The following is a 22656-nucleotide window of genomic DNA, read 5'->3' as shown; positions in this document are numbered from 1 at the left end:
GCGCGCGATGCAGAAACTCCGTTATGTCCTGGCGGCGGGGCTTGCCGCGCTGGCGACCATCCCCACCCATGCCGCGACCCTGTTCATGGGCGCCTATCCCGACGTCCTGCTGGTCTTTGACGAGGGCAAGGGTACGGTGACGCAGAAGATCAAGCTGGACACCGGTCTGCCGACCGCCATGAGCCTGTCGGACGATGGCGAGCGCATCTATGTGTCGACCATCACCACCAGCGGGATCGAGGTGATCGACGCCGCCAGCCGGCAGGTGGTGAGCAAGTTCAGCCTGAACGACGGCCCCAATCGGGTGCGCTTCTATGGCGGCGTTGCGGACCCGGCGGGCCGCTATTTCTACACGATCATCACCAGGATCGACAAGGAAATGGACCGCTACAAGGTCAGCAAGCCGCTCTATGGCGTGGTGGACCTGAAGCTCGGCAAGCTGGTGCGCACCGCCGAGATCGAGAAGGAGGATGAAAAGGCGATCGGCGGCTTTCGCGTCGCTTTCAAGGTGTCGGGCGACGGCAAATATCTCTACGCCTTTGGCGAGAAGGTGATTGTCATCGACACCGCGACATTGAAGGCGACGGACCGCATCGACCTCGCCCGGCCCGAAGGTACGGGGCTGGAGAATGTCGGCTTTGGCGGATCGCTCGAAACGCTGCGGACGCCCGGCCAATATGTGTCGCTGTTCAACGCGGCCGACCCCTATATTCACAGCAAGATGTTCGGCCTCGCCCGGTTCGACCTCAACAGCCGCCAGTTCGACTTCACCCCGATCGGCCCGGCGCCGGCCGCGATGGCGGGGCTGGAAATCACGCCCGACGGCAAGCAGGCCTATACGGTGGTGACCAACGGCACGCTGGGATCGAAGCGTTGCGAGTTCTGGCACATGGACCTGTCCACCAATGCAGTGGTGGACAAGGCCGAATTCCCCTGCCGCTCGCGCTTCCGCTTCGGCATGTCGATGGATGGGGCGAAGCTCTATATCTACGGCGCCAGCTTCGACATCGAAGTCTATGACGCGAAGACGCTGAAGCTGGAAGCCACCTGGGATCTGGGCAATGACGCGACCGGCGCCGGCATGGTGGCGGTGCCGTGACCCGTTCCGGCCGTCCCGACACTCCGATGGCCGTGGCCATCCGGGGCAGCGGGATGGCCGCCAATGCCTGCGCGCATCTGCTGAAAGGGGCGGGGCTCCGCGTCGGACAGGAGCCCGCCCATCGCCCGTCGGTGCCCAGCCTGTTGTTGAGCGAGGCGGCGCTGGCCTTGATCCGCGACCTGTTTGCGCGGCCGGACCTGTTCGCCGACGCGCCGCGCGTGCGTCGCCGGCTGGTCGCCTGGGGCGGGGCGCCGGTGATGGTGCCGCATGATGCCGTGCTGGCGTCGGAAACAATGGTGCAGGCGGCGCTCGCCGTGCCCGACGAAGCGCCAATGGCCGCGCCCGATTTCACCATCCATGCCGCGCCGCCGCTGCCGATGGGCGAACTGCACGTCTTTGGCGAGCGCCATGCCGTCGCTGCTCGCGTGCGGCTGCGCGATCCGGCCTGCCGCGAGGAAGGCCGGGTCGAGGCGGTCGAGAGCGGCTGGCTGTTCCTGGTCCCGGCGGGCGGGGAGGAGGGGTGGCTGTTGGGCGTCGGCAGCGAGATCGACGCGTTGCTGGCGCAGAGCCGGCTGATCGCACCGGTGGTCGATCCGATCGGTGGGTCGTCGCGCCCTTTCCTGGCCGCGCCGCGGCTGCATCTGCCGCTGGTTGGCGACGACTGGCTGGCCTGTGGCACGGCCGCGATCGGTTTCGATCCGATCTGCGGCGACGGCACGGCCCAGTCGGTGCGCGAGGCGATCTTGGCCAGCGCGGTGCTGATAGGAATCGCGGAGGGGGGCGACCGGGCTGCGCTGCTGGGCCATTATCAGGCTATGCTGATCGCGGCGATGCGCCGGCACCTGCTGCTCTGCGCCCAATTTTATGCTGATGGCGGCCGGGGCGAGTGGTGGCGCACCCAGCATGAGGCGCTGATGCAGGGGCATCATTGGTGTACCGGGCTGCTGGCGAAACTGCCCGAGCCGCAATATGCGCTGCACGGCCTGCGGCTGGTGCCACGGGGGATGGCGGCATGAGCGCGCCTGCGCCTGTCGCTGAATGGCGCAGCTATCGCCGGCTGCTGCCCTATATCCGGCCCTATCGGCGCGGGCTGATGCTGGTGTTGGCGATCAGTGTGCTGTCGACCGCGCTGGGGCTTGCGCAACCCTATCTGTCCAAGCTGATGATCGACCAAGCGCTGCTGCGGCGGGACATGGGCGCACTGTGGCGGATCGCCGGGATCATGATTGCGGTCACGATACTGGGCTTCGGCGTCAACATCCTCGCAAGCTATCGCTATGTCCGGCTGTCGGCGGCGATGCTCTATGACATGCGCGCCGCGCTGCTGCGCCACCTTCAGACGCTGTCGCCGCGCTTCTATGCCAGCTTCCGGCTGGGCGATCTCGTTTCGCGGATGAACAGCGATGTGAGCGACGTGCAGCGGATCGCGTCCGACACCTTGCTCTCGGTGGTCAGCAATCTGCTCTTCTTCATCGGCTGCGTCGCGATGATGCTCTGGCTCGACTGGCGGCTGTTCCTGGTCGGCATACTGCTGGTGCCGGCCAGCCTGGCGGCCTTCACTCATTATCAGCGGCGGCTGACCGCGCTGACCCGCGACATGCGCGAGCGGGGCGCGGATCTCGGCAGTCTGCTGGTCGATACGGTGATGGGGATGCGCGTCGTCACCGCGCTGCGCGCCGGCGAGCATGAGGTCGGGCGGTTCAAGGCGAAGAATGACGCCTTTGTCGGCGCGATGCTGCGGATGCAGGTCGCCTCCTACATGACCGGGGCGCTGCCGGGGACGCTGATGACCGGGGCGACCTCCGCCGTCATCCTCTATGGTGGCTGGCGGATCATCGAGGGCGACATGAGCATCGGTACGCTGGTCGCCTTCATGACCTATCATATGCGGCTGCTGTCGCCGATCCAGACGCTGATGGGGCTGACGTCCGGTCTGGCATCGGCGCGGGTGTCGCTGGGGCGGATCTTCGAGCTGTTCGACACCCGGCCCGATGTCGAGGAGCGCGCCGATGCCACGCCGATCGGCCGGGTGCGCGGCGAAATCCGCTTCGAGCAGGTGGCGATGCGCTATGATCGCGATCCGGTGCTGCGGGACATGGACCTGGCCATCCCCGCCGGCAGCATCTGCGCGATCCTGGGGCCAAGCGGCGTCGGCAAGTCGACCATGGCCGACCTGATGGTGCGCCATGCCGATCCGACCGGCGGGCGCATCCTGCTCGACGGGCATGATCTGCGCGACCTGCGGCTCGACGATCTGCGGCGCGAGGTGATGCTGGTCGACCAATCGCCCTGGCTGTTCAACGACAGTATCGCCGCCAATATCGGCTTTGCCCTGCTGGATGTGCGCATCGAGGATATCGAGGCGGCGGCCCATGCCGCCGGGCTGGACTCATTCCTGGCGCGGCTGCCCGAGGGGCTGGACACCCGCACCGGCGAGCGCGGGCTGGCGCTGTCGGCGGGCGAGCGGCAGCGCATCGTGATCGCCCGCGCGCTGCTGCGCCGGCCATCGGTGCTGATCCTCGACGAGCCGACATCGGCGCCGGATGGCGAGACCGAGGCACTGGTGGCGCAGCGGCTGCGCGGCGCGCTGCCCGATGCGACGATCATCCTCATCACCCACAAGCCGGCCCTGGCGCGGATCGCCGACCGAATCGTGACGATCGCCGATGGGCAGGCGCATGTGGCGCCGCAGTGCGAGCCGGCCCATGCCTGATCTACTGCGCATCGCCGTGATCGACAGCGGCGTCCATCCCGATCATCCCCATATCGATGCTGCCCGGCTATTGCCCGGCCTCGCCATCGCCAGGGATGGGGGTGACAGCGAAGCTGACACAGGCGACCGGCTTGGCCATGGCACCGCCGTCACCGCCGCGATCCAGGATCAGGCGCCCGATGCGCTCTGCCTGCCGATCCGGGTGTTCCATGACGCGCTCAGCACCACCGCGCGGGCGCTGGTCGCGGCGATCGACCGGGCGGTGGCGGCACGGGTGGACCTCATCAACCTCAGCCTCGGCACCGTCAATCCGGCCCATGGCGAGGCGTTTGCGACAGCGGCCAATCGTGCGCTGGCGGCCGGCATCCTGATTGTCGCAGCGCGCGATAATGACGGCACGCCCTGTTATCCCGGCAGTCTGGATATGGTCTTAGGCGTCGGCCTCGACTGGGATTGTCCGCGCGACGATTTTCGGCTGCGGGCGGGGCTGGCCTTCGCGTCGGGCCATCCCCGGCCGATCCCCGGCGTGGCGCAGCGCCGCAACCTCTATGGTGTCAGTTTCGCTGTCGCCAACATGACCGGTCTGATCGCGCGGCAGGGGCGGGCGGGGTTGGCCCGGTGGATGCCGGCCGGCGCCCGCGCAAAGGCAGGTTGATCAGGCGCCCGGTTCGCTGAGCGCAATATCCATGTCGGCAAAGGCCAGGCGCAGCAGTTCGGCCATGGCGTTGCGCGCGGCCGCGGTGTCGCGCGCGGCGATGGCGCGATGCACCGCCTGATGATCGGGCAGGGGATCGCGCGGCAACAGCTTCTTGCGATGCTTGAAGGTGGTGGTCCAGCTTACCGCCGCGCCGACCGAACTGGCCAGTGCCTCCAGCGCGTCATTATGGGTCGCGGCCAGGATGGCATTGTGGAAACGCTGGTCGGCGGCGCGTCCCTCCGGCGTGGACAGGCCATAGCGTTCCATCTCGGCCAGCGCAGCGTCCATGATCGCCAGCTGATCGTCGGTGCGGCGGCGCGCGGCAAATTCGGCGGCGGCCGGCTCGATCACGCCGCGCAGCTCGAACAGGTCGCGGATGAAGGCGCGGTCGGGTTCGCCGGCGAACATCCAGGCGAGCATTTCGGGGTCGAGCACGTTCCAGCGCGCGCGCGGCAAGACGCGGGTGCCCGCCTTCGGGCGGCTCTCCAGCATACCCTTGGCGATCAGGATGCGGATCGCCTCGCGATAGGCGGTGCGCGATACGCCAAGGCGTTCCGACGCCTCGATCTCGCCCTCGAACAGGTCGCCGGGCTTGTGCTTGCCGGTCAGGATGGCGGTGCCCATGTCGCGGGCGATCGCCTGGTGAATGCGGAGCGAGCCTTCGTCCGACGCGAACTTGCGTTCCGGTCCGTCCTTGCGCTCGCTCCCCATTCTACCTCCGTTGAATTTAGTCCTCAAAATCAGCCGTAGGGCAATGCCGGCCACAAAGGAAGGCATCGGCCACCAGGCGCAGCGGCGCGGTGTCGGCGTCGATCGCCTTGTCCGCCACCAGCCCGACGAACCGCCGGTACATGGTCGGATATTCCTCGTCCGGTGCCTTCAACTGGACTTCGCCGTCCAGGGTCAGCGTGTTGCCGCCTTCGGACAGGATCAGCTTGCCATTGCTGGTTTCGACCGCGATGTCCCAGGTCTGGGGACCGGTCTGGCGCCAGTCGAACACGGTGTCGATCGGTGCGCCCGAAGCGGTCGCCATCGCCAGCGTGGCGCCGATCGGCGCCTGCTTGTTGGACGGCACTTCCAGTTCGGCCGACAGCAGGGTGATCGGCTCGGCGACGATTTCGGTCAGGATCGACAGGGCGTTGATGCCCGGATCGAACACGCCGAAACCGCCCGCTTCCCAGATCCAGGGCTGGCCCGGATGCCAGTGACGGACATCCTCGCGCCATTGGATCGAGATGCGCTCGATCGTGCGCGACGCCATCCAGTCCTTGGCCTGGGCGACGGCGGCGGCATAGCGGCTGTGCCAGCTGGCATAGAGGGTGACGCCATTGGCCTTGGCCAGTGCGATCAGGGCGTCCACTTCCGACACGGTCGCGCCGGGCGGCTTTTCCAGGAAGACATGCTTGCCGGCCAGGATCGCCTGACGGGCCGCCTGATAGCGGACCTGCGGCGGCTGGCACAGGATGACGGCATCCATGTCGGGCTCGCCCGCCAGCATTGCGCCGAGATCGGGATAATTATTCACCCCTTCGCCCTGCGCGTTGCGGCTGGCGACGGCGACCAGATCGATGCCGTCGATCTTGGCGATCGCGGGCAGATGCTGGTCGCGGGCGATCTTGCCCAAGCCTACGAGGCCGGCCTTGATGCTCATAGCGCCTTTACCTTGGTCTTGCCCTCGTCCGCTGCGCGCGTGAGTCCATTGCGGACCGGCAGGGTGAAGGGCCTGGCCTCGACCTCGAACACATCGCCTTCCTGGGTGGCGAAGCCATCGGAGAAGGACAGGGTGGCGGTGCCGAAGAAATGGACGTGAATGTCGCCGGGCCGACGGAACAGACCATATTTGAAATGATGATGTTCCAGGTTCGCGATCGTGTGCGACATGTTGGTCTCACCCGACAGGAACGGCTTTTCCCACACCGTCTCGCCATTGCGGACGATGCGACTGGTGCCACGCAGATCCTGCGGCAGGTCGCCCAGCAGCAGTTCCGGGCCGAGCGAGGCCTGGCGCAGCTTGGAGTGGGCGAGCCACAGATAATTGCCGCGTTCGGTGATATGATCGGAAAATTCATTGCCGATCGCAAAGCCCAGACGCACCGGCGTGCCGTCGGCGTCGATCAGGTAGATGCCGGCAACTTCGGGTTCCTCGCCACCATCCTCGGCAAAGGCCGGCATGGCGAAGTCCTGGCCCGGATCGACCAGGATCTGGCCGTCGCCCTTGTAGAACCATTCGGGCTGCGCGCCGATGCCGTCATCGGCGGGCTTGCCGCCCTCGACGCCCATCAGGAACATGCGCATGGAGTCGGTGAGGTCGCCCGAGGTGGCGGCCTTGTGCATCTTGTCGCGGCCTTCGGCCGAGCCAAGATGGGTCAGCCCGGTGCCGGCGACCAGCAGATGCGCCGCATCCTCATGGTCGATCGGCGACAGCAGGGTGACGGTGGACAGGTCCACCGCGTCGCCCAGCTTGCCTTCCGCAAAGGCGGCCAGGCCCTGGCCCGCCGCGATCGCGTCCAGCGCCAGCTGGCGGGTGGAGCTTGCGCCCGTCACCCGCTTCGCCGCGCCGCTTTCGTCAATGGCGGCAACGCCCCGAACGCTATCGGGTGCGTCGCCATCCTTGAACTGAACCAGCGAAATGACGGTCACTGCGCCAGCTCCAGCTTGCCTTCCATGCGGCGGTTGAGCTTCCAGGGGTTGGCCGCCTGCAGCGCCGGCGGCAGCACGGCGTCGACGACGTCCTGATAGCAGACCGGACGCAGGAAGCGCATCATGGCCAGCGTGCCGACCGAGGTGGTGCGGCCGTCCGAGGTCGACGGGAAGGGACCGCCATGGACCATGGCATGGGTCACTTCGACGCCGGTCGGCCAGCCATTGGCGAGCACGCGGCCGACCTTGCGCGACAGCGTCGGCAGCAGCTTGGCGGCATTGTCATTGTCGCTTTCGTCCATCTGCAGCGTGGCAGTCAGCTGACCTTCCATCTGGGCAATGGTGGCGATCACTTCCTCGATCGTGGCGCACTTCACCAGGATCGACGAGGAACCGAACACTTCATGCGACAGCGCCGGGTTGGTGCGGAACTGTTCGCCGCTGGTGGCGAACAGGGCCGACTGGGCCAGGTTCACGCCTTCGGCTTCGGCGCCGCGCGCAACGGTGGTGACGCCTTCCGCGCCGGCCAGCGCCTCGACGCCCTTTTCATAGGCGGCGTGGATGCCCGGCGTTAGCATGACATGGGGCTGATTGGCCGACAGGGCCGTTGCCGCCGAAGCGACGAAACGGTCGAGATCGGGGCTGTCGAGCGCGATCACCATGCCGGGGTTGGTGCAGAACTGGCCAGCGAACAGGCTGAGCGAACCGACGAAGGCGGTGCCCAGCGCTTCGGCGCGGGCCGCGAGGGCGCCCGGCAGCAGCACGACCGGGTTGATCGACGACATTTCCGAATAGACCGGGATCGGCTCTTCGCGGTTGGCGGCGATCTTCATCAGCGCAATGCCGCCGCCGCGCGAACCGGTGAAGCCGACCGCCTTGATGCGGGGATCGGCGACCAGCGCGCCGCCCAGGTCATTGGTGGTGCCGGGCAGGTAGGAGAAGACGCCTTCATGCAGGCCGCTGGCCTTGACCGCGGCGGCGATGGCGCGGGCGACCAGTTCGCCGGTGCCGGGGTGGGCCGGGTGGCCCTTCACGACGACCGGGCAGCCGGCGGCGAAGGCCGATGCGGTGTCACCGCCCGCGACCGAGAAGGCGAGCGGGAAGTTGGACGCGCCGAACACGGCGACCGGGCCGACGGCATGGTTGACGCGGCGCAGGTCGCTGCGGGGCAGCGGGGTGCGTTCCGGCAGCGCCTTGTCGATGGTGACGTCGAGCCAGTCGCCCTGGCGGACATAGGAAGCAAACAGGCGCAGCTGGCCGACGGTGCGGCCACGCTCGCCTTCCAGGCGTCCACGCGGCAGGCCGGTTTCGCTCATGGCGGTGGTGATCAGCAGGTCGCCGATTTCCATGATCTGGTCGGCCACGGCTTCCAGGAAGGCCGCGCGGGTTTCGGGAGACAGGGTCGAGAAGCCTTCGAACGCGGCGTCGGCCAGCGCGCAGGCGTCGGCGACATCGGCGGTCGAGGCGTTGTGGAAGGCGACGTCGCCCTTGGCGCCGGTCGACGGATCGACCGCGAAGAAGGGCTCACCACCGGTGCGCTCGGCAGCACCGACCAGAATGGCTCCGTTGAACATGGATATCTCCCGAAATGTCGTGGAAAGGGGGTAATATTTGCCGGACCGGCGCGCCCATCAGATGGGGACGAGGGGACGCAATTTCGAGCATCGCTGCACGGAAATTACGTCCTGTTGCCTCCTTTGAATGACGCGCCGTTGACGGCTCTGATGATTAATGGTTGTCGCGCGGCAGGCCCATGGTCTGGGCGATGCGCTGATATTTCTCCGCGCCTTCCAGGATCGCGCCGGTGTTCATCTGGCCGACGACAGACCGCTGGATTTCCTGCCAGGGGGTCTGCGAGGCGGGGTACTTATAGCCACCTTCGGCGATCAGCTTGGCGCGGCGCGCTTCCAGTTCCTCGTCGGAAATCAGCACGTTCACCACGCCGGCCTTCAGGTCCATGCGGACGCGGTCGCCGGTTTCCAGCAGCGCGAGGCCACCCATCGCCGCCGCTTCGGGCGAAGCGTTGAGGATCGACGGGCTGCCCGAGGTACCCGACTGACGACCATCGCCGATGCAGGGCAGGGCCGATACGCCTTCGGTGATGAGATAGGCCGGCGGACGCATGTTCACGACCTCGGCCGCGCCCGGATAGCCGATCGGGCCGGCGCCGCGCATGAACAGCAGCGTGTCGGCGGTGATGCCGACCGACGGATCGTCGATGCGGTGATGATAATCTTCCGGACCGTCGAACACGACCGCCGGGCCTTCAAAGGCTTCGGGATCGTCGGGGTTCGACAGATAGCGCATGCGGAATTCTTCGCTGATGACGCTGGTCTTCATGACCGCTTCGTCGAACAGGTTGCCGGTCAGCACCAGGAAGCCAGCTTCCTGCTTGAGCGGCTGGCCGAAGGGACGGATGACCTTCTCATCCTCGATCTCCACACCCTTGCAATTCTCGCCCATGGTCTTGCCATTGACGGTCATCGCGCCTTCCTTGATCAGGCCCTGGTCGATCAGCTGGCTGATGACGGCGGGCAGGCCGCCGGCGCGGTAATAATCCTCGCCCAGATATTCGCCGGCCGGCTGCATGTTGACCAGCAGCGGCACCTTGTGACCGACGGTTTCCCAATCCTTGAGCGGCAGGTCGACGCCCATGTGGCGGGCGATGGCGGCCAGGTGGATCGGCGCGTTGGTCGAACCGCCGATCGCCGAGTTGGCGACGATGGCGTTGTGGAAGGCGTCGAGCGTCATGATGTCGGAGGGCTTGAGATCCTCATGCACCATTTCGACGATGCGCTTGCCGGTGCGGTAGGCGGCTTCCTGACGGTCGCGATAGGGGGCGGGGATCGCCGCGCTGCCCGGCAGCATCATGCCCAGCGCTTCGGCGAGCGCGTTCATGGTGCTGGCGGTGCCCATGGTGTTGCAGAAGCCGGTCGACGGCGCGGAGGAGGCGACCAGCTTGATGAAGCCTTCATCGTCGATCTTGCCGGCGGCCAGCAGCTGGCGGCCATGCCACACGATCGTGCCCGAACCGGTGCGCTCGCCCTTGTGCCAGCCATTGAGCATCGGGCCGACCGACAGGGCGATCGCCGGGATGTTGACGGTGGCGGCGGCCATCAGCAGCGCCGGGGTGGTCTTGTCGCAGCCGCTGGTCAGGATCACGCCGTCGAGCGGATAGCCATACATGGCTTCGACCAGGCCCAGATAGGCAAGGTTGCGGTCAAGGCCGGCGGTCGGGCGCTTGCCGGTTTCCTGGATCGGGTGGACCGGGAATTCGAGGGCAATGCCGCCCATCTCGCGAATGCCTTCGCGCATGCGCTCGGCCAGCACGAGGTGATGGCGGTTGCAGGGCGACAGGTCGCTGCCGGTCTGGGCGATGCCGATGATCGGCTTGCCGCTGCGCAGTTCTTCGAGGCTGAGGCCGAAGTTCAGGTAGCGCTCCAGATAGAGCGAGGTCATGTCGATATTGTCTGGGTTGTCGAACCAGGCGCGGCTACGCAGCTTGGGAGTAGGCTTGGACGAATCGCTCATGTGGGCATCCTGACACTTTGAAAAGGCTTGGCACGTTGACGCGCTTGCCTCTCCGATATACTCAGACAAATAACTTTTCAAGGATACAAAGAGAGGGAAAGTGCGGTTGAACGCGAAAAATCGGGCGGATCATCGATGAGCGAATATGCAGTGATCGGCGACTGGGGCACCAGCAATCTGCGGCTGTTCCGGGTGGAAGCGGGGCGGATCGTGTCGCGCCGCGACGGGCCGGGCATCGGCGTGGTAGGCCGCGAGGCGGAAGCCGCCTTTGCCGAGACGATCGCCCCCTGGCTGGAGGACGGCCTGCCGACATCGATCCGCCTGTGCGGCATGGTCGGCGCGCGCGACGGCTGGGTCGAGGCACCCTATGCCGATTGTCCCGCCGATGCCGATAGCTGGGCAGAGGTTGCCGTGCGCTTCGACTGGCGCGGCGCGCCGCTGGCGATCATGGCGGGCCTGGCCTGCACCGACGCCGACGGCATTGCTGATGTGATGCGCGGCGAGGAGGCCCAGATTTTCGGCGCGATGGCGCTCGATCCCCGGCTCGCCACCGGCCGTCACCTGATCGTGCTGCCCGGCACCCACAGCAAATGGACGCTGGTGGAGGATGGCCGGGTGATCCGCTTCCGCACCGTGCCGACCGGCGAACTCTTTGCGTTGCTGCGGGATCGTTCGACGCTCAGCCCCAATATCGCCGCCGCCGATGCCGATCCGGCAGAGGAAGCGGCCGGTTTTGCCGAGGGGCTGGAGCGGGCCGGCGCGGGCCGGCTGCTCGCCTCGCTGTTCGCGGCGCGGGCGATGCGGCTGCGCGCCGGGCGCTCGGCCGACTGGGCGCTGGGCTATCTGTCGGGCCTCGTCATCGGCTGCGAGATCGCCGAGGCACGGGCCGCGCTGGCGGGCGACACCGGCGTCGTCTTGATTGGTGACGCGCGGCTTTCGGATCGCTATGCCCGTGCCCTCGATGCGCAGGGCATCGCTTCGCAATCGCTGGACGGCGACGCCTGTGCGCGGGCTGGCCTTGGCTTTCTGGAGAACTGACCGATGATCCTCGACGACCTGCTGGCCGACGGCGCGCCGCCGATCGCCGCCATTCTGCGTGGCGTGAAGCCCGAAGAGGCGCTCGACAACGCCGCCGCCCTGGTGGAGGCCGGCATCCGCGTGATCGAGGTGCCGTTCAATTCGCCCGATCCGCTGGTCAGCATCGCGGCAATGCAGCAGGCCTTTGGCGATCGCGCGCTGATCGGCGGCGGCACGGTGCTGACGGTCGAGGCGGTCGAGGCGCTGGCGGCTGCGGGCGGCCGCATCATGGTGACGCCGAACACGGTGCCGGACGTTATCGCGCGCGGCGCGGAACTGGGCCTTGAACTGCTACCCGGCTTCATGACGCCGAGCGAGGCGTTCCGCGCGGTCGAGGCTGGCGCGCGCCGGGTGAAGCTGTTCCCCGCCGCCCAGCTCGGCCCGGCCTATGTCAAGGCGGTCAAGGATGTGCTGCCCAAGCATGTCGGCGTCTGGGCCGTGGGCGGCACCGGCGCGGACACGATCGGCGACTGGCTCGCCGGTGGCTGCGAAGGGATCGGCGTGGGCGGCGCGCTCTATCGTCCGGGCGACGATGCGCTCACCGTGCGCGAACGGGCGGTCGATCTGGTCGCCGCCTGGCAGCGCGCCAAGGGCTGACCTTTTTACTGGACCGGGCTTTCCACCCGGTCCAGCATATCGCGGATCTTCTCGCTCAGTGCCCTGTAGGTGAAGGGCTTGGTCAGCAACTCGACCCCCGGATCGAGCCGGCCATGATGGATGATCGCGTTGCGGGCATAGCCGGTGGTGAACAGCACGCGTAGCCCCGGCTGCTTCGCCTTGGCGGCGCGGGCAATGTCGGCCCCAGTCATGCCACCGGGCAGCACCACGTCGGTGAACAGCAGGTCGATCGGCTCGGCCGCGGCATCCAGCGCCGCGAGGGCGGTCGGGCCATCGCCCGCCTCGATCACGCGATAGCCCAGATCGCGCAGCACCTCGACCGAATAGGCGCGGACATTCTCGTCATCCTCGCACACCAGGATCACCTCCTGCCCGGCCTGCGGGCAGGGCGGGGGCGGGGCCTGCACGATCTCCTCGGCCACCGGCAGCAGGCCATGATAGCGCGGCAGATAGATTTTCACCGTCGTGCCATGGCCGGCCTCCGAATAGACCCGGACATGGCCGCCCGACTGCTTGACGAAGCCATAGACCATCGACAGGCCAAGGCCGGTGCCGCGTCCGACGTCCTTGGTGGTGAAGAAGGGTTCGATCGCGTGGGACAGCGTGTCGGCGTCCATGCCCATGCCGGTGTCCGACACGCAGATCAGAACATATTGGCCGGGCGTGATTTCCTGCTCGGTCGCGGCATAATGGCTGTCGAGATGGGTGTTGGCGACCTCGATCGTCAGCTTGCCCCCTTGCGGCATCGCGTCGCGCGCATTGACCGCCAGGTTGAGCAGCGCATTTTCCATCTGGTTGACGTCGATCTCGACCGGCCAGACCCGCGGGCTCTGCACCGTCTCCACCTCGATCATCTCGCCCAGCGTCCGGTGTAGCAGGTCCGACATGCCGGCGATCAGCCGGTTGGGATCGACCCGGTCGGGGGCCAGGGGCTGGCGACGGGAAAAGGCGAGCAGCCGCTGGGTCAGTATCGCCGCCCGTTCGGCCCCGGCCATGGCATTGTCGGCGGCGCGGCGCAGGCGCGGCTGGTCGTCGGGCAGGGCGCGTTGCAGCAGGTCCAGATTGCCGGTGACGATCTGCAGCAGATTGTTGAAGTCATGCGCGACGCCGCCGGTGAGCTGGCCCAGCGTCTCCATCTTCTGCGCCTGGCGCAGCGCGGCTTCGGTTTCGGCCAGGGCCTGGGCGTCGGCGCGGTGCCGGGTCACGTCGCGGGCGACGCAATAGATGAGGTCGCCCTCGGGCACGGCGGTCCAGCTGAAGATACGATAATCACCCCGCTTGGTGCGGAACCGGTTTTCGAACCTGATGGTCGGATGGCCGTCGGCCAGATCCTGCACCTCGCCGCGCGTCCGCCTCACATCGTCGGGATGCTCCATCCATTCCGATGTGCGGCCGATCAGTTCCTCCTGCGACCAGCCCAATATGTCGGTCCAGGCGGGGCTGGCGGACAGCCAGATGCCCTCGCTGTCGGCGATCAGGAAGGGGTCGCGCGCCAGCGCCCAGAGGCGGTTGCGGTCGGCGCGTGCCTCGCGCTCGGCCAGCACGCGCACCGTGGTTTCGCTGACGATGCACAGCACGCCGCCGATTGACCCATCCAGTTCGAACACCGGCGAATAGGAAATGTCGAAGAAGACCTCCTCGCCCCGGCCGCCGTCGCGCTCGATATAGAAGGGACGGTCCTTGGCATGGAAGGTTTCGCCCGTGTCCCGCACCGATTGCAGCAGCGGGCCAAGATCATCCCACAGCTCGGCCCAGCCTTCGCGGGCCGGGCGGCCAAGCACGCGCGGATGCTTGTCGCCGATCGTGGGGGCATAGGCTTCATTATAGAGGGCGCAATAATCCGGCCCCCAGAACAGCACGATCTCCGCGCGCGACGACAGCATCAGCCGCACCGTCGAGACGAGCGATGGCGACCAGTCCGACGCTGGCCCCAGAGGCGACGACCCGTCGATCGTCGCGGTCAGGGCGCCCATCGGTCCCTGTTCGGCGATCATGTCGGCAATGTCCCTCTGCTGGCTCATCATAACCCTGTCGTTGCAATGCGTTGGTGGGAGACGCCCGTGCGCCGATTTGTATCCCCCGGCGATGGCAGCCCCATGACCTTTTGTCCCAGTCCGTGCCTCTTGAATAGGGGGCGGCATGGGCGCATGGACCGGGCATGACACGTTCTTCCCCGACCGCGTTCAGCGCGGCTCCGCGTCCCGTTGCCATTGCCCGCTGGCTGCTCATCGTGGCGGCGCTGGTCTTCTGCATGGTGGTGGTGGGCGGCATCACGCGCCTCACCGAATCCGGCCTGTCGATCACCCAGTGGAAGCCGATCACCGGCGCGATCCCGCCCTTGACCCATGACCAGTGGATGGAGGCGTTTCGCGACTATCAGCAGATCCCCGAATATAAGGAGATCAACAAGGGCATGAGCCTGGCCGCCTTCCAGTTCATCTTCTTCTGGGAATGGCTGCACCGGCTGCTCGGCCGCCTGATCGGCGTCGCCTTTGCCCTGCCGCTGATCTGGTTCGCGGCGCGCCGGGCGATCCCGGCCGGCTATGGCTGGCGGCTGGTCGCGCTGCTGGCGCTGGGCGGGTTGCAGGGCGCGATCGGTTGGTGGATGGTGAAGTCCGGTCTGTCGGTGCGCACCGATGTCAGCCATTATCGGCTGGCCGTGCATCTGCTGACCGCGCTCTTCATCATCGGCGGGCTGATCTGGACTGCGCTCGACCTGCTGGCGCTGGCGCGCAATCCCTATGCCCGGCCCGCCGCGCTGCAGCCCTTTGCGCTGGCGACCCTGCTGGTGCTGCTGGTCCAGCTGATGTTCGGCGCCTTCACCGCCGGCCTCGACGCCGGCTATGTCTCCAGCACCTGGCCGCTGATGAACGACCATCTGGTGCCCGAAGGCATCCAATGGCTCGGCTCGCTCTGGGCTACCGTCTCCAGCGATCCCTATTTGGTCCATTTCATTCACCGCTGGTGGGCCTGGGTTGCGGCGGCGATGCTGATCATCCTGGCGCGCAAGGCCAAGGCAGCGGGCCATCGCAGCGCGTCGATCGCGATCAATGCGGCGGTCGGCACGCAGGTGCTGCTGGGCATCGCCACCGTCATCAGCGGCATCGCCCTGCCGCTGGCCGTGCTGCACCAGGCGGTCGGCGCGCTGGTGGTGGCCTCGGCCGCCTGGGGCGCCCATGCGGTGGGATCGCGCCGGGCATGAGCGGGGTCGTGCTGGTCTACAGCCTGTTCGGATCGGCCGAGCAGGCGCGTGCCGTCGCCCGCACGCTGGTCGAGGAGAGGCTGGCCGCCTGCGCCAATATCCTTGGTCCCTGCACCTCCATCTATGAATGGCAGGGCAAGGTGGAAGAAGGCGCCGAAGTCCCAGTGCTGTTCAAGACCAGCGCCGACCGGCGCGACGCGCTGATGGCGCGGATCGCGCAGTTGCACGATTATGATGTGCCGCCGATCTTGGCGCTGCCGGTCGATGCTGCCCATCCGCCCTTCGCCGCCTGGGTCGCGGAGCAACTGGCATGAAGCGGGTGATCGCCTTCCTGTCGCTGGTGCTCGCCTCACCAGCGCTGGCCGCCCCGATCGCGATCGGCTTCGCGCCGCCGACCGGGCAGGATCTGCTCTATCGCATCGAACAGCATCGCCCGGTCGACGGCCGTGACAGCCTGTTCCGGGCCGACCGGATATTGCGTTTCGAGAAGGCAGGGGATGGCTATATCCTGCATGTCACGCTGCGCAGCCTGGACAGCGATGCGCCCGGCGCGGGTGCCGATGCCTATCGCGCCGCCCTGTCGCCGCTGATCGGGGTAGAGCATCGCTTCCGCCTTGATACCCATGGCAAGATCGTCGGCCTCGACAATGTCGACGATGTCCGGGCGACGATGGAAAAGGCGCTCAACGCCATGGTGGCAAAGGCGCCGGAGGGCAGTGCGGGGCAACGCACGGCGAAGAATGTCCTGACCCTGCTCGATGGTCTCACGCCCGAGGGGCGGCTGGCGCTGCTGTCGGGCGAGGTGCAGCCGTTGCTGCTGTTCGTTGACAGCGAAGTTGACGATGCCAGGCCGCGTGGCGTGCGCACCATGGCCGGCCCGCCGCTGGGCCGCGCCGTCGCGGTGGAGGGTGATTCCGTCCTTGCCGCCCATGACGGCAACCGCCTGACCTTGCAGGAGGATCTGCAGGGGGAGGGCGCCCATGTCGCGATGCGCTATATCGTGTCGGCACAGACGGGACTGGTCGATGCGCAGGAGCGCAGGCTGACCCTGGGCGCCCAGACGCTGACCGAAAAGCGGAGCCTGACCGTCGCCGGCAAATGAGTGGTATTATTTTACCCGTCGTGAAAGCCGCCGAATCTCTTGACTTGTCGGCCCCCAAACGTCATTAGCGCCCATCTTCCGGCGACCCTAGGGTAGCTGGTTCACTGTTCATTCTTGGAGAATTGGCACCATGAAGGCGCTGATGAAGACCACCAAGCCGGCAACCCCGGCAACGGTCGAAAAGAAGTGGATCCTGATCGACGCCGAAGGGCTGGTCGTGGGTCGTCTCGCTTCGACTGTGGCGAATATCCTGCGCGGCAAGCACAAGCCGAGCTTCACCCCCCATGTCGATTGCGGTGACAATGTCATCATCATCAACGCGGGCAAGGTCAAGTTCACCGGCCGCAAGCTGACCGACAAGGTTTACTACAAGCACACCGGTTATGCCGGCGGCATCAAGGAAACCACCCCCCAGAAGATCCTGGAAGGTCGTTTCCCCGAGCGCGTCCTGGAAAAGGCCGTCGAGCGTATGATCCCCCGTGGTCCGCTGGGCCGCCAGCAGATGCGCAACCTGCGCATCTTCGCCGGCACCGAGCATCCGCATGAAGCCCAGAACCCCGAAGTGCTCGACTTCGCGTCGCGCAACCGCAAGAACAAGGTGGGTGCATAATGTCCGATAACCGTCAGTCCCTGTCCGACCTCGCGTCGCTGGCCACTGCCGCTCCTGCCGCTGCCCCGGCTGCCGTCGAAGGCGAAGCGCCCGTCGCTGCCGCGCCGGCCCAGCCCTCGGCTCCGCTGCGCGCCCAGGAAATCGACGGCCTCGGCCGCGCCTATGCCACCGGCCGCCGCAAGGACGCCGTGGCCCGCGTGTGGGTGAAGCCCGGCACCGGCAAGATCACGGTCAACGGCCGTGACCAGGAAGTCTATTTCGCTCGCCCGACCCTGCGTCTGGTCATCAACCAGCCCTTCGGCGTCACCGACCGTGAAGGTCAGTATGACGTGATCGCCACCGTCAAGGGCGGCGGTCTGTCGGGCCAGGCCGGTGCTGTGAAGCACGGCATTGCCCAGGCTCTGTCGAAGTATGAGCCGGCGCTGCGCAGCGCGGTCAAGGCCGAAGGCTTCCTGACCCGCGACAGCCGCGTCGTCGAGCGTAAGAAGTACGGCAAGGCCAAGGCCCGCCGCAGCTTCCAGTTCTCGAAGCGCTAATCCGCTTCGCGACTGCCGCGAATTTCGAGAAGGGGCCGGTTTTCCGGCCCCTTTTTCTTTGCGCGTGATGCTTCCCCTTGAGCGCTTCGCCGCGATGCCATAGCCTTCGGTCAAACGGGGCTTAGTGCAAAAGGAAGTTCGGGGGGAAATGAGACATTTTGGGTGGTTGGCGGCTTCGGCGGCCATGACGGTTGTGGCGCCTGCCTTTGCCGGAGAGGTGCCGCTGTATCAGCCGGCCCCCGGCTGGATCGACAAGGCGGCGATGCCCAAGCTGGCGGCCGATGGCGATCCGCCCTCGATGATGATCCTCGACAGCCAGCAGCGGGTCGAGAAGGGCCAGCTGTGGAACTATGCCGACATCGCCACCCGCGCCGGTTCGGCCGAGGCGCTGACCCAGCTGTCGTCGCTGACGCTGCCCTGGGCGCCGGACAAGGGCGACCTCATCATCCATGAACTGACGATCCTGCGCGGCGATCAGGTGATCGATGCGCTGGCCAGCGGCAAGAAATTCACAGTGCTGCGCCGCGAGCAGGGGCTGGAAGCGCTGCAGATCAGTGGCATCCTGACCGCGACCATGGCGGTCGAGGGGGTGCAGGTGGGCGATGTGGTGCGGCTGCGCTATTCGACCACCAGCAAGGATGATGCGCTGGGCGGCCATGTCCAGAATGTCTCGGCCCTGCCGGCCGCGCCGCTGCGACTGGGCTATGGCCGGGTCCGCCTGTTGTGGGACGATGCGGATGCGCCGCGCTGGAAGCTGCTGGCGAGCGGCGTCGACGCCAAGCCGGTCAAGAAGGGCGGCCTCACCGAGCTGAGCTTTGCCGTGCCGCTGGCCAAGCAGCCGGAAATGCCGGCCGACGCGCCGACCCGCTTCACCCATCCGCCGCTGTTCGAACTGTCGACCTTCGCCAACTGGGCCGATGTGTCGAAGACGATGGCGCCGCTCTATGCGACCGACGGGCTGATCGCCGATGGATCGCCGCTGGCGGGTGAACTGGCCAAGCTCAAGGCGCTGCCGGGATCGCCGAAGGAAAAGGCGGCGGCTGCGCTGCAACTGGTGCAGGACCATGTCCGCTATCTCATGGTCGGCATGAATGGCGGCAATTATGTCCCGCAGAAGCCGGCCGAGACCTGGACGCTGCGCTATGGCGACTGCAAGGCGAAGACGCTGCTGCTGCTTTCGCTGCTGCGCGGGCTGGGGATCGAGGCGGAGCCGGTGCTGGCCAGTTCGACCCTGGGCGATTCCGTGCCGGAACGGTTGCCCACGGCCGCGGCCTTCGACCATGTGCTGGTGCGTGCGGTGATCGATGGCCAGTCATACTGGCTGGACGGCACGGGCCTGGGATCGCGGCTGGAGGATATCGGCGATACGCCGCGCTTCGGATCGGTGCTGCCGGTGCGCACCGCCGGCGCGGAACTGATGCCGATCCAGACCCATGCCAATGCCCGGCCGACGATCGACGTCAGTGTCGAGGCCGACGAAAGCGGGCATGAGAAGCTGCCGACCGTGTTCGATGCCAAGGCGGTGTTGCGTGGGCAGATCGCGACGATGATCAGCACAGGCCTGGGCCAGATGGATGCAAAGCGGCGCGACGAGATGGTGCAGGGCTTTTTCAGCGAGCAGGTCGGCACCGCTCAATATAGCCAGGTCGGCGTCACCACCGATGCGGCTTTGGCCACCGTCACCTTCACCGCCCATGGCGTCACCAGCTCGCCCTGGAAGCTCAGCGACCGGCGCTATCGCCGCGACGCCAGCAAGCTGATCGACGAGATCAGCTTCGCGCCGGACCGGGCACGCCCCGCCTGGCTGGCGATTCCGGTGGCGACGGGTGCGCCGATCGGCATTCGCTATCATCTGCGCCTGCGCCTGCCCCAGGGCGGCAAGGGCTATGCGATCGAAGGCGAGCAGGGCCTCAGCAAGACGGTGGCGGGTTATGACCTGCGCCGGACCGTGCAGCTGAAGGACGGGGTGCTGGATGTCGAGGAGCGGACCGACGCCACCGGCGTCGAGATTGCGGCCGATCGCCTGCCCGACGAGCGCGATGCGCTGGCGACAGTGCAGGCGATGTCGCCGCATGTGATCGGCCCGGCCAAGCCCACCTATTTGTGGGATTACAGCCCGGCGACCATCGCCGCCTGGCCGCAGTCCAAGGCGGTCGAGGCGACCTTTGCCAAGGCGATCGCCGCCGATGCGGAGGATGCGACCGGCTATTCCAGCCGCAGCAATTTCCGCTGGGGCATTGGCGATTACAAGAATGCGCTGGTCGATCTCGACAAGGCGATCGGGATCAAGCCAGACGTCGACCTCTATCTGCAGCGCGCCTATCGCCGGTTCCAGACCGGCGACGTGACCGGCGCGCTGGCCGACGGCCGGATGGCGCGCCAGCTCGACCCGGCGTCGGGCGCGGCGGTCGGCACGGTCGCGACCTATCTGGCGGAAAGCGGCAAGCTGGACGATGCGCTGGGCATGGTCGACGCCAAGATCGCGATCGGTGGCGAGGCGCGGGACGGCTATCGCAGCTTCAAGGCGACGCTGCTCGGAACCTATGGCGATCCGGCCAAGGCGATCGAGATCATCGATGCGCAACTGGCGGAAAAGCCGGGCATGACCGGGCTGTTCAACGAGCGTTGCTGGGTCAAGGGATCGCGCAATGTCGAGCTGGAGAGTGCGATGCAGGATTGCACCAAGGCGGTGGAGCTGAGTTCGGGCAGCATGGCCGCGCTCGACAGCCGGGCGATGCTGTGGTTCCGCATGGGCCGGTTCGACGATGCGCTGCGCGACCTGGACGTGGTCGTCGCGCAGGAGCCGGGCAAGGAGCCGAGCCGCTACATGCGCGGCATCGTGCTGCACCGGCTGGGCCGGGCGAGCGAGGGTGACGCGGAAATCGCGGTCGCCCGGCGCATCGATCCGCGCATCGACGCCGTCTATGCGCGCTACGGGATCAAGCCCTGATTTTGTCGTGACGCCCGCGTTTCGATGGAAACCTTTCCCCCAGTCCGATGGTTGACAGGGCGAAAGCCACTTCCAAGGAGAAACCATATGGGTGAACTGACCGACAAGGTGAAGGCTGCGGGGAACAAGGCCGCCGGTGCCACGAAGGAAGCGATCGGCAAGGCCACGGATAATGAACGCCTGGAAGCCGAAGGCAAGCTGCAGAAGGCTAAGGGTACGGCCCAGGATGTGGCCGGCTCGGTCAAGGGTGCGCTCGGCGACAAGATCTGACGCCCCACCGTCTGCACCAACGAAGAGGCTCCGCCGACAGGCGGGGCCTTTTTCGTTTCTGTCCTATCTGGTTAAGGCCATGCTATAAGAACGGGGCCGCTTTCCGATAGGATCGCGGCCCCGCAAGATTATGTCAGAATGTGCGGGAAATGTGCGAAGTTAAGCCTGTTCCGCCAGATAGGCCTTCACGTCGCGGCGCAGCTCGCCGGCGCACAGATAGAGGGCGATGACATTGGGGATCGCCATCAGGAAGAAGCTGCTGTCGACGATGCCGACCACCCGGCCGAGGTCGATCGCGGCGGCCGGGGGCAGGGCGACGACATAGAGGATCTTGTAGACCCATTGGGCGCGCGGCCCGTTGCCGAACAGATAGCCCCAGGCCTGGAGACCATAGAAGCCCCAGGCGACCAGCGTCGAATAGGCGAAAAGGAAGACGACGACGGCGAGCAGCCAGGGGAACCAGGGCGACACCTTGGCAAAGGCGGCGGAGGTGATGGCGATGCCCTCAAGGCCATTGTTCCAGGTGCCCGCGACGACCAGCGCCAGCCCACCCAGCGCGCAGACGATCATGGTGCCGAGCAGCGGCTCCAGCAGCGCGACAAGCCCTTCGGACACCGGATGGCGGGCGCGGGCCAGGCTGTGCGCCATGACGGCGGAGCCGACGCCCGCCTCGCTGGCGAAGACCGCGCGGCGCATGCCCGCGACAAAGGCGCCGATCGCCCCGCCGGTGGCCGCATCGCTGGAAAAGGCGCCGTGCCAGATCAGCGCCAGCGCGCCGGGAATGGCGTCGGCATGCAGGATCAGGATCGCCGCGACGCCGCCCAGATAGACGGTGACCTTGAGCGGGGTCAGGCGCTTCGACACTTCGCCCAGCCAGGCCGCGCCGCCCATCGTGACCAGCGCGACGGCCGCCGCGATGAACACGCCATAGGCCCAGCCATTGGTCATGCCGGTGACCACCTTCACCTGGGCGAAGCTCTGGTTGACCTGCACCATCGGGATCGCGCCGAACAGGGCGAAGAAGGCATAGGCGCCGCCCAGAACCAGCCCGATCTTCGGCCAGCCGCGCGCTGCGCCGACGGCCTTGAGCACATACATCGGCCCGCCATGGACATGGCCGCGTTCGTCGAAGACGCGATATTTGAGGCCCAGCGTGACCTCCGCCATCTTCACCGTCATCGCGAACCAGCCGATGATGAACATCCACAATATCGCGCCCGGCCCGCCCATGGTCAGCGCCACCGCGACCCCGGCGATATTGCCCAGGCCAATGGTGCCGGACAGGGCGGTGGACAGCGCGCCCCACTGGCTGACATCGCCCTTCGCCTCGCCCTCATGCGGCTGGCTGCGCAGGATGCGGATCGCCCGGCCCACCTGGGTGACATTGGGGAAGCCGAGCCAGATGGTGAAGAACAGCATGGGGAGCGCCAGATAGAGCACGATCAGCTCGATCTGCGCGCCGAACAGGGGAACCTTGAAGAAGACTGCGCTGGACAGCGCGTCGACGGCGGCATTGAAATTTTCCATGCGGCGGCGATGCCGGGACAGCGGTGGAAAGTCGATCAAAGATTGCTATGGGGGAGGTGAGTTTTACCCATAGCCGCCCTGGGG

The 22656-nt window shown here is 66.9% G+C and carries 20 protein-coding genes; 13 read left to right on the top strand and 7 right to left on the bottom strand.

Translation table 11 applies throughout. The features are described 5' to 3' along the window. Positions 1-7: 7 nt before the first annotated feature. Genes AC13EK_RS03210 through qhpE form a run of 4 tightly spaced genes read left to right on the top strand, consistent with a single transcriptional unit; the run spans position 8 to position 4467 of the window. Positions 8-1099, top strand: a complete 1092-nt coding sequence (locus AC13EK_RS03210) for a YncE family protein (protein ID WP_069337740.1) — start codon at positions 8-10, stop codon at positions 1097-1099. Next, a complete protein-coding gene (locus tag AC13EK_RS03205) occupies positions 1096-2115 on the top strand; it encodes a hypothetical protein (protein ID WP_234792424.1) in 1020 nt (339 codons plus the stop codon). The genes AC13EK_RS03210 and AC13EK_RS03205 overlap by 4 nt, the downstream gene beginning before the upstream one ends. Continuing rightward, a complete protein-coding gene (locus AC13EK_RS03200; RefSeq protein ID WP_483022018.1) occupies positions 2112-3812 on the top strand; it encodes an ABC transporter ATP-binding protein in 1701 nt (566 codons plus the stop codon). The genes AC13EK_RS03205 and AC13EK_RS03200 overlap by 4 nt, the downstream gene beginning before the upstream one ends. Then, positions 3805-4467: a subtilisin-like serine protease QhpE gene (gene qhpE, locus AC13EK_RS03195; RefSeq protein ID WP_069337741.1), complete on the top strand. Its 663-nt coding sequence runs from the start codon at positions 3805-3807 to the stop codon at positions 4465-4467. Before AC13EK_RS03200 ends, qhpE begins: the two co-directional genes overlap by 8 nt. Here the strand turns inward: qhpE and AC13EK_RS03190 are convergent, their stop codons facing one another. The 5 genes from AC13EK_RS03190 to AC13EK_RS03170 all read right to left on the bottom strand — a co-directional run bounded on the left by AC13EK_RS03190 (position 4468) and on the right by AC13EK_RS03170 (position 10680). Continuing rightward, positions 4468-5220 carry a FadR/GntR family transcriptional regulator gene (locus AC13EK_RS03190; protein WP_069337732.1) on the bottom strand — a complete coding sequence of 251 codons (753 nt, stop codon included), beginning with the start codon at positions 5218-5220 and terminating at the stop codon, positions 4468-4470. Between the two features lie 16 nt (positions 5221-5236). Continuing rightward, the gene (locus tag AC13EK_RS03185) at positions 5237-6160 is read right to left on the bottom strand and encodes a Gfo/Idh/MocA family protein (protein ID WP_069337731.1); all 924 of its coding nucleotides are present in this window, start codon (positions 6158-6160) and stop codon (positions 5237-5239) included. Further along, entirely contained in the window at positions 6157-7149 is a 993-nt protein-coding gene (gene araD1 / locus AC13EK_RS03180) for an AraD1 family protein (RefSeq protein WP_069337730.1), read from the bottom strand. The genes AC13EK_RS03185 and araD1 overlap by 4 nt, the downstream gene beginning before the upstream one ends. Beyond that, positions 7146-8723, bottom strand: coding sequence for an aldehyde dehydrogenase (NADP(+)) (locus tag AC13EK_RS03175; protein WP_069337729.1), 1578 nt, complete (start codon positions 8721-8723; stop codon positions 7146-7148). The genes araD1 and AC13EK_RS03175 overlap by 4 nt, the downstream gene beginning before the upstream one ends. A gap of 154 nt (positions 8724-8877) precedes the next feature. Further along, on the bottom strand, positions 8878-10680 hold the full coding sequence (locus tag AC13EK_RS03170) for an IlvD/Edd family dehydratase (protein WP_010337622.1): 1803 nt from the start codon (positions 10678-10680) through the stop codon (positions 8878-8880). A gap of 135 nt (positions 10681-10815) precedes the next feature. Between AC13EK_RS03170 and AC13EK_RS03165 the strand changes: the two genes are divergently transcribed. Beyond that, complete coding sequence (locus AC13EK_RS03165) at positions 10816-11718, top strand: 2-dehydro-3-deoxygalactonokinase (protein ID WP_069337728.1); 903 nt, start codon at positions 10816-10818, stop codon at positions 11716-11718. Positions 11719-11721: 3 nt separating this feature from the next. Further along, positions 11722-12354: a 2-dehydro-3-deoxy-6-phosphogalactonate aldolase gene (locus tag AC13EK_RS03160; protein WP_483022017.1), complete on the top strand. Its 633-nt coding sequence runs from the start codon at positions 11722-11724 to the stop codon at positions 12352-12354. Positions 12355-12359: 5 nt separating this feature from the next. Here AC13EK_RS03160 and AC13EK_RS03155 read toward each other — a convergent pair whose 3' ends face one another. Then, positions 12360-14399, bottom strand: a complete 2040-nt coding sequence (locus tag AC13EK_RS03155) for a hybrid sensor histidine kinase/response regulator (RefSeq protein ID WP_069337726.1) — start codon at positions 14397-14399, stop codon at positions 12360-12362. A 134-nt stretch (positions 14400-14533) separates the two neighbouring features. Between AC13EK_RS03155 and AC13EK_RS03150 the strand changes: the two genes are divergently transcribed. From AC13EK_RS03150 to AC13EK_RS03120, 7 genes are all read left to right on the top strand, one after another. Continuing rightward, the gene (locus tag AC13EK_RS03150; protein WP_069337725.1) at positions 14534-15577 is read left to right on the top strand and encodes a COX15/CtaA family protein; all 1044 of its coding nucleotides are present in this window, start codon (positions 14534-14536) and stop codon (positions 15575-15577) included. After that, on the top strand, positions 15574-15891 hold the full coding sequence (gene cutA / locus AC13EK_RS03145; RefSeq protein ID WP_069337724.1) for a divalent-cation tolerance protein CutA: 318 nt from the start codon (positions 15574-15576) through the stop codon (positions 15889-15891). Before AC13EK_RS03150 ends, cutA begins: the two co-directional genes overlap by 4 nt. Next, on the top strand, positions 15888-16679 hold the full coding sequence (locus AC13EK_RS03140) for a hypothetical protein (protein ID WP_069337723.1): 792 nt from the start codon (positions 15888-15890) through the stop codon (positions 16677-16679). Before cutA ends, AC13EK_RS03140 begins: the two co-directional genes overlap by 4 nt. Before the next feature lie 130 nt (positions 16680-16809). Next, positions 16810-17289: a 50S ribosomal protein L13 gene (gene rplM / locus AC13EK_RS03135; protein WP_004210974.1), complete on the top strand. Its 480-nt coding sequence runs from the start codon at positions 16810-16812 to the stop codon at positions 17287-17289. Beyond that, on the top strand, positions 17289-17825 hold the full coding sequence (rpsI, locus tag AC13EK_RS03130; RefSeq protein WP_069337722.1) for a 30S ribosomal protein S9: 537 nt from the start codon (positions 17289-17291) through the stop codon (positions 17823-17825). The genes rplM and rpsI overlap by 1 nt, the downstream gene beginning before the upstream one ends. Before the next feature lie 184 nt (positions 17826-18009). Further along, positions 18010-20775 carry a DUF3857 domain-containing protein gene (locus AC13EK_RS03125; RefSeq protein WP_277788439.1) on the top strand — a complete coding sequence of 922 codons (2766 nt, stop codon included), beginning with the start codon at positions 18010-18012 and terminating at the stop codon, positions 20773-20775. 87 nt (positions 20776-20862) lie between these two features. Continuing rightward, positions 20863-21045: a CsbD family protein gene (locus tag AC13EK_RS03120; protein WP_004210977.1), complete on the top strand. Its 183-nt coding sequence runs from the start codon at positions 20863-20865 to the stop codon at positions 21043-21045. A gap of 159 nt (positions 21046-21204) precedes the next feature. Here the strand turns inward: AC13EK_RS03120 and AC13EK_RS03115 are convergent, their stop codons facing one another. Continuing rightward, the gene (locus AC13EK_RS03115; protein ID WP_037509730.1) at positions 21205-22572 is read right to left on the bottom strand and encodes an alanine/glycine:cation symporter family protein; all 1368 of its coding nucleotides are present in this window, start codon (positions 22570-22572) and stop codon (positions 21205-21207) included. Between the last annotated feature and the right edge of the window lie 84 nt (positions 22573-22656).

Source organism: Sphingobium sp. L-44, from assembly GCF_056859495.1.
The sequence above is the reverse complement of the archived record's forward strand: the minus strand, read 5'-3'. Positions and strand labels throughout refer to the sequence as shown.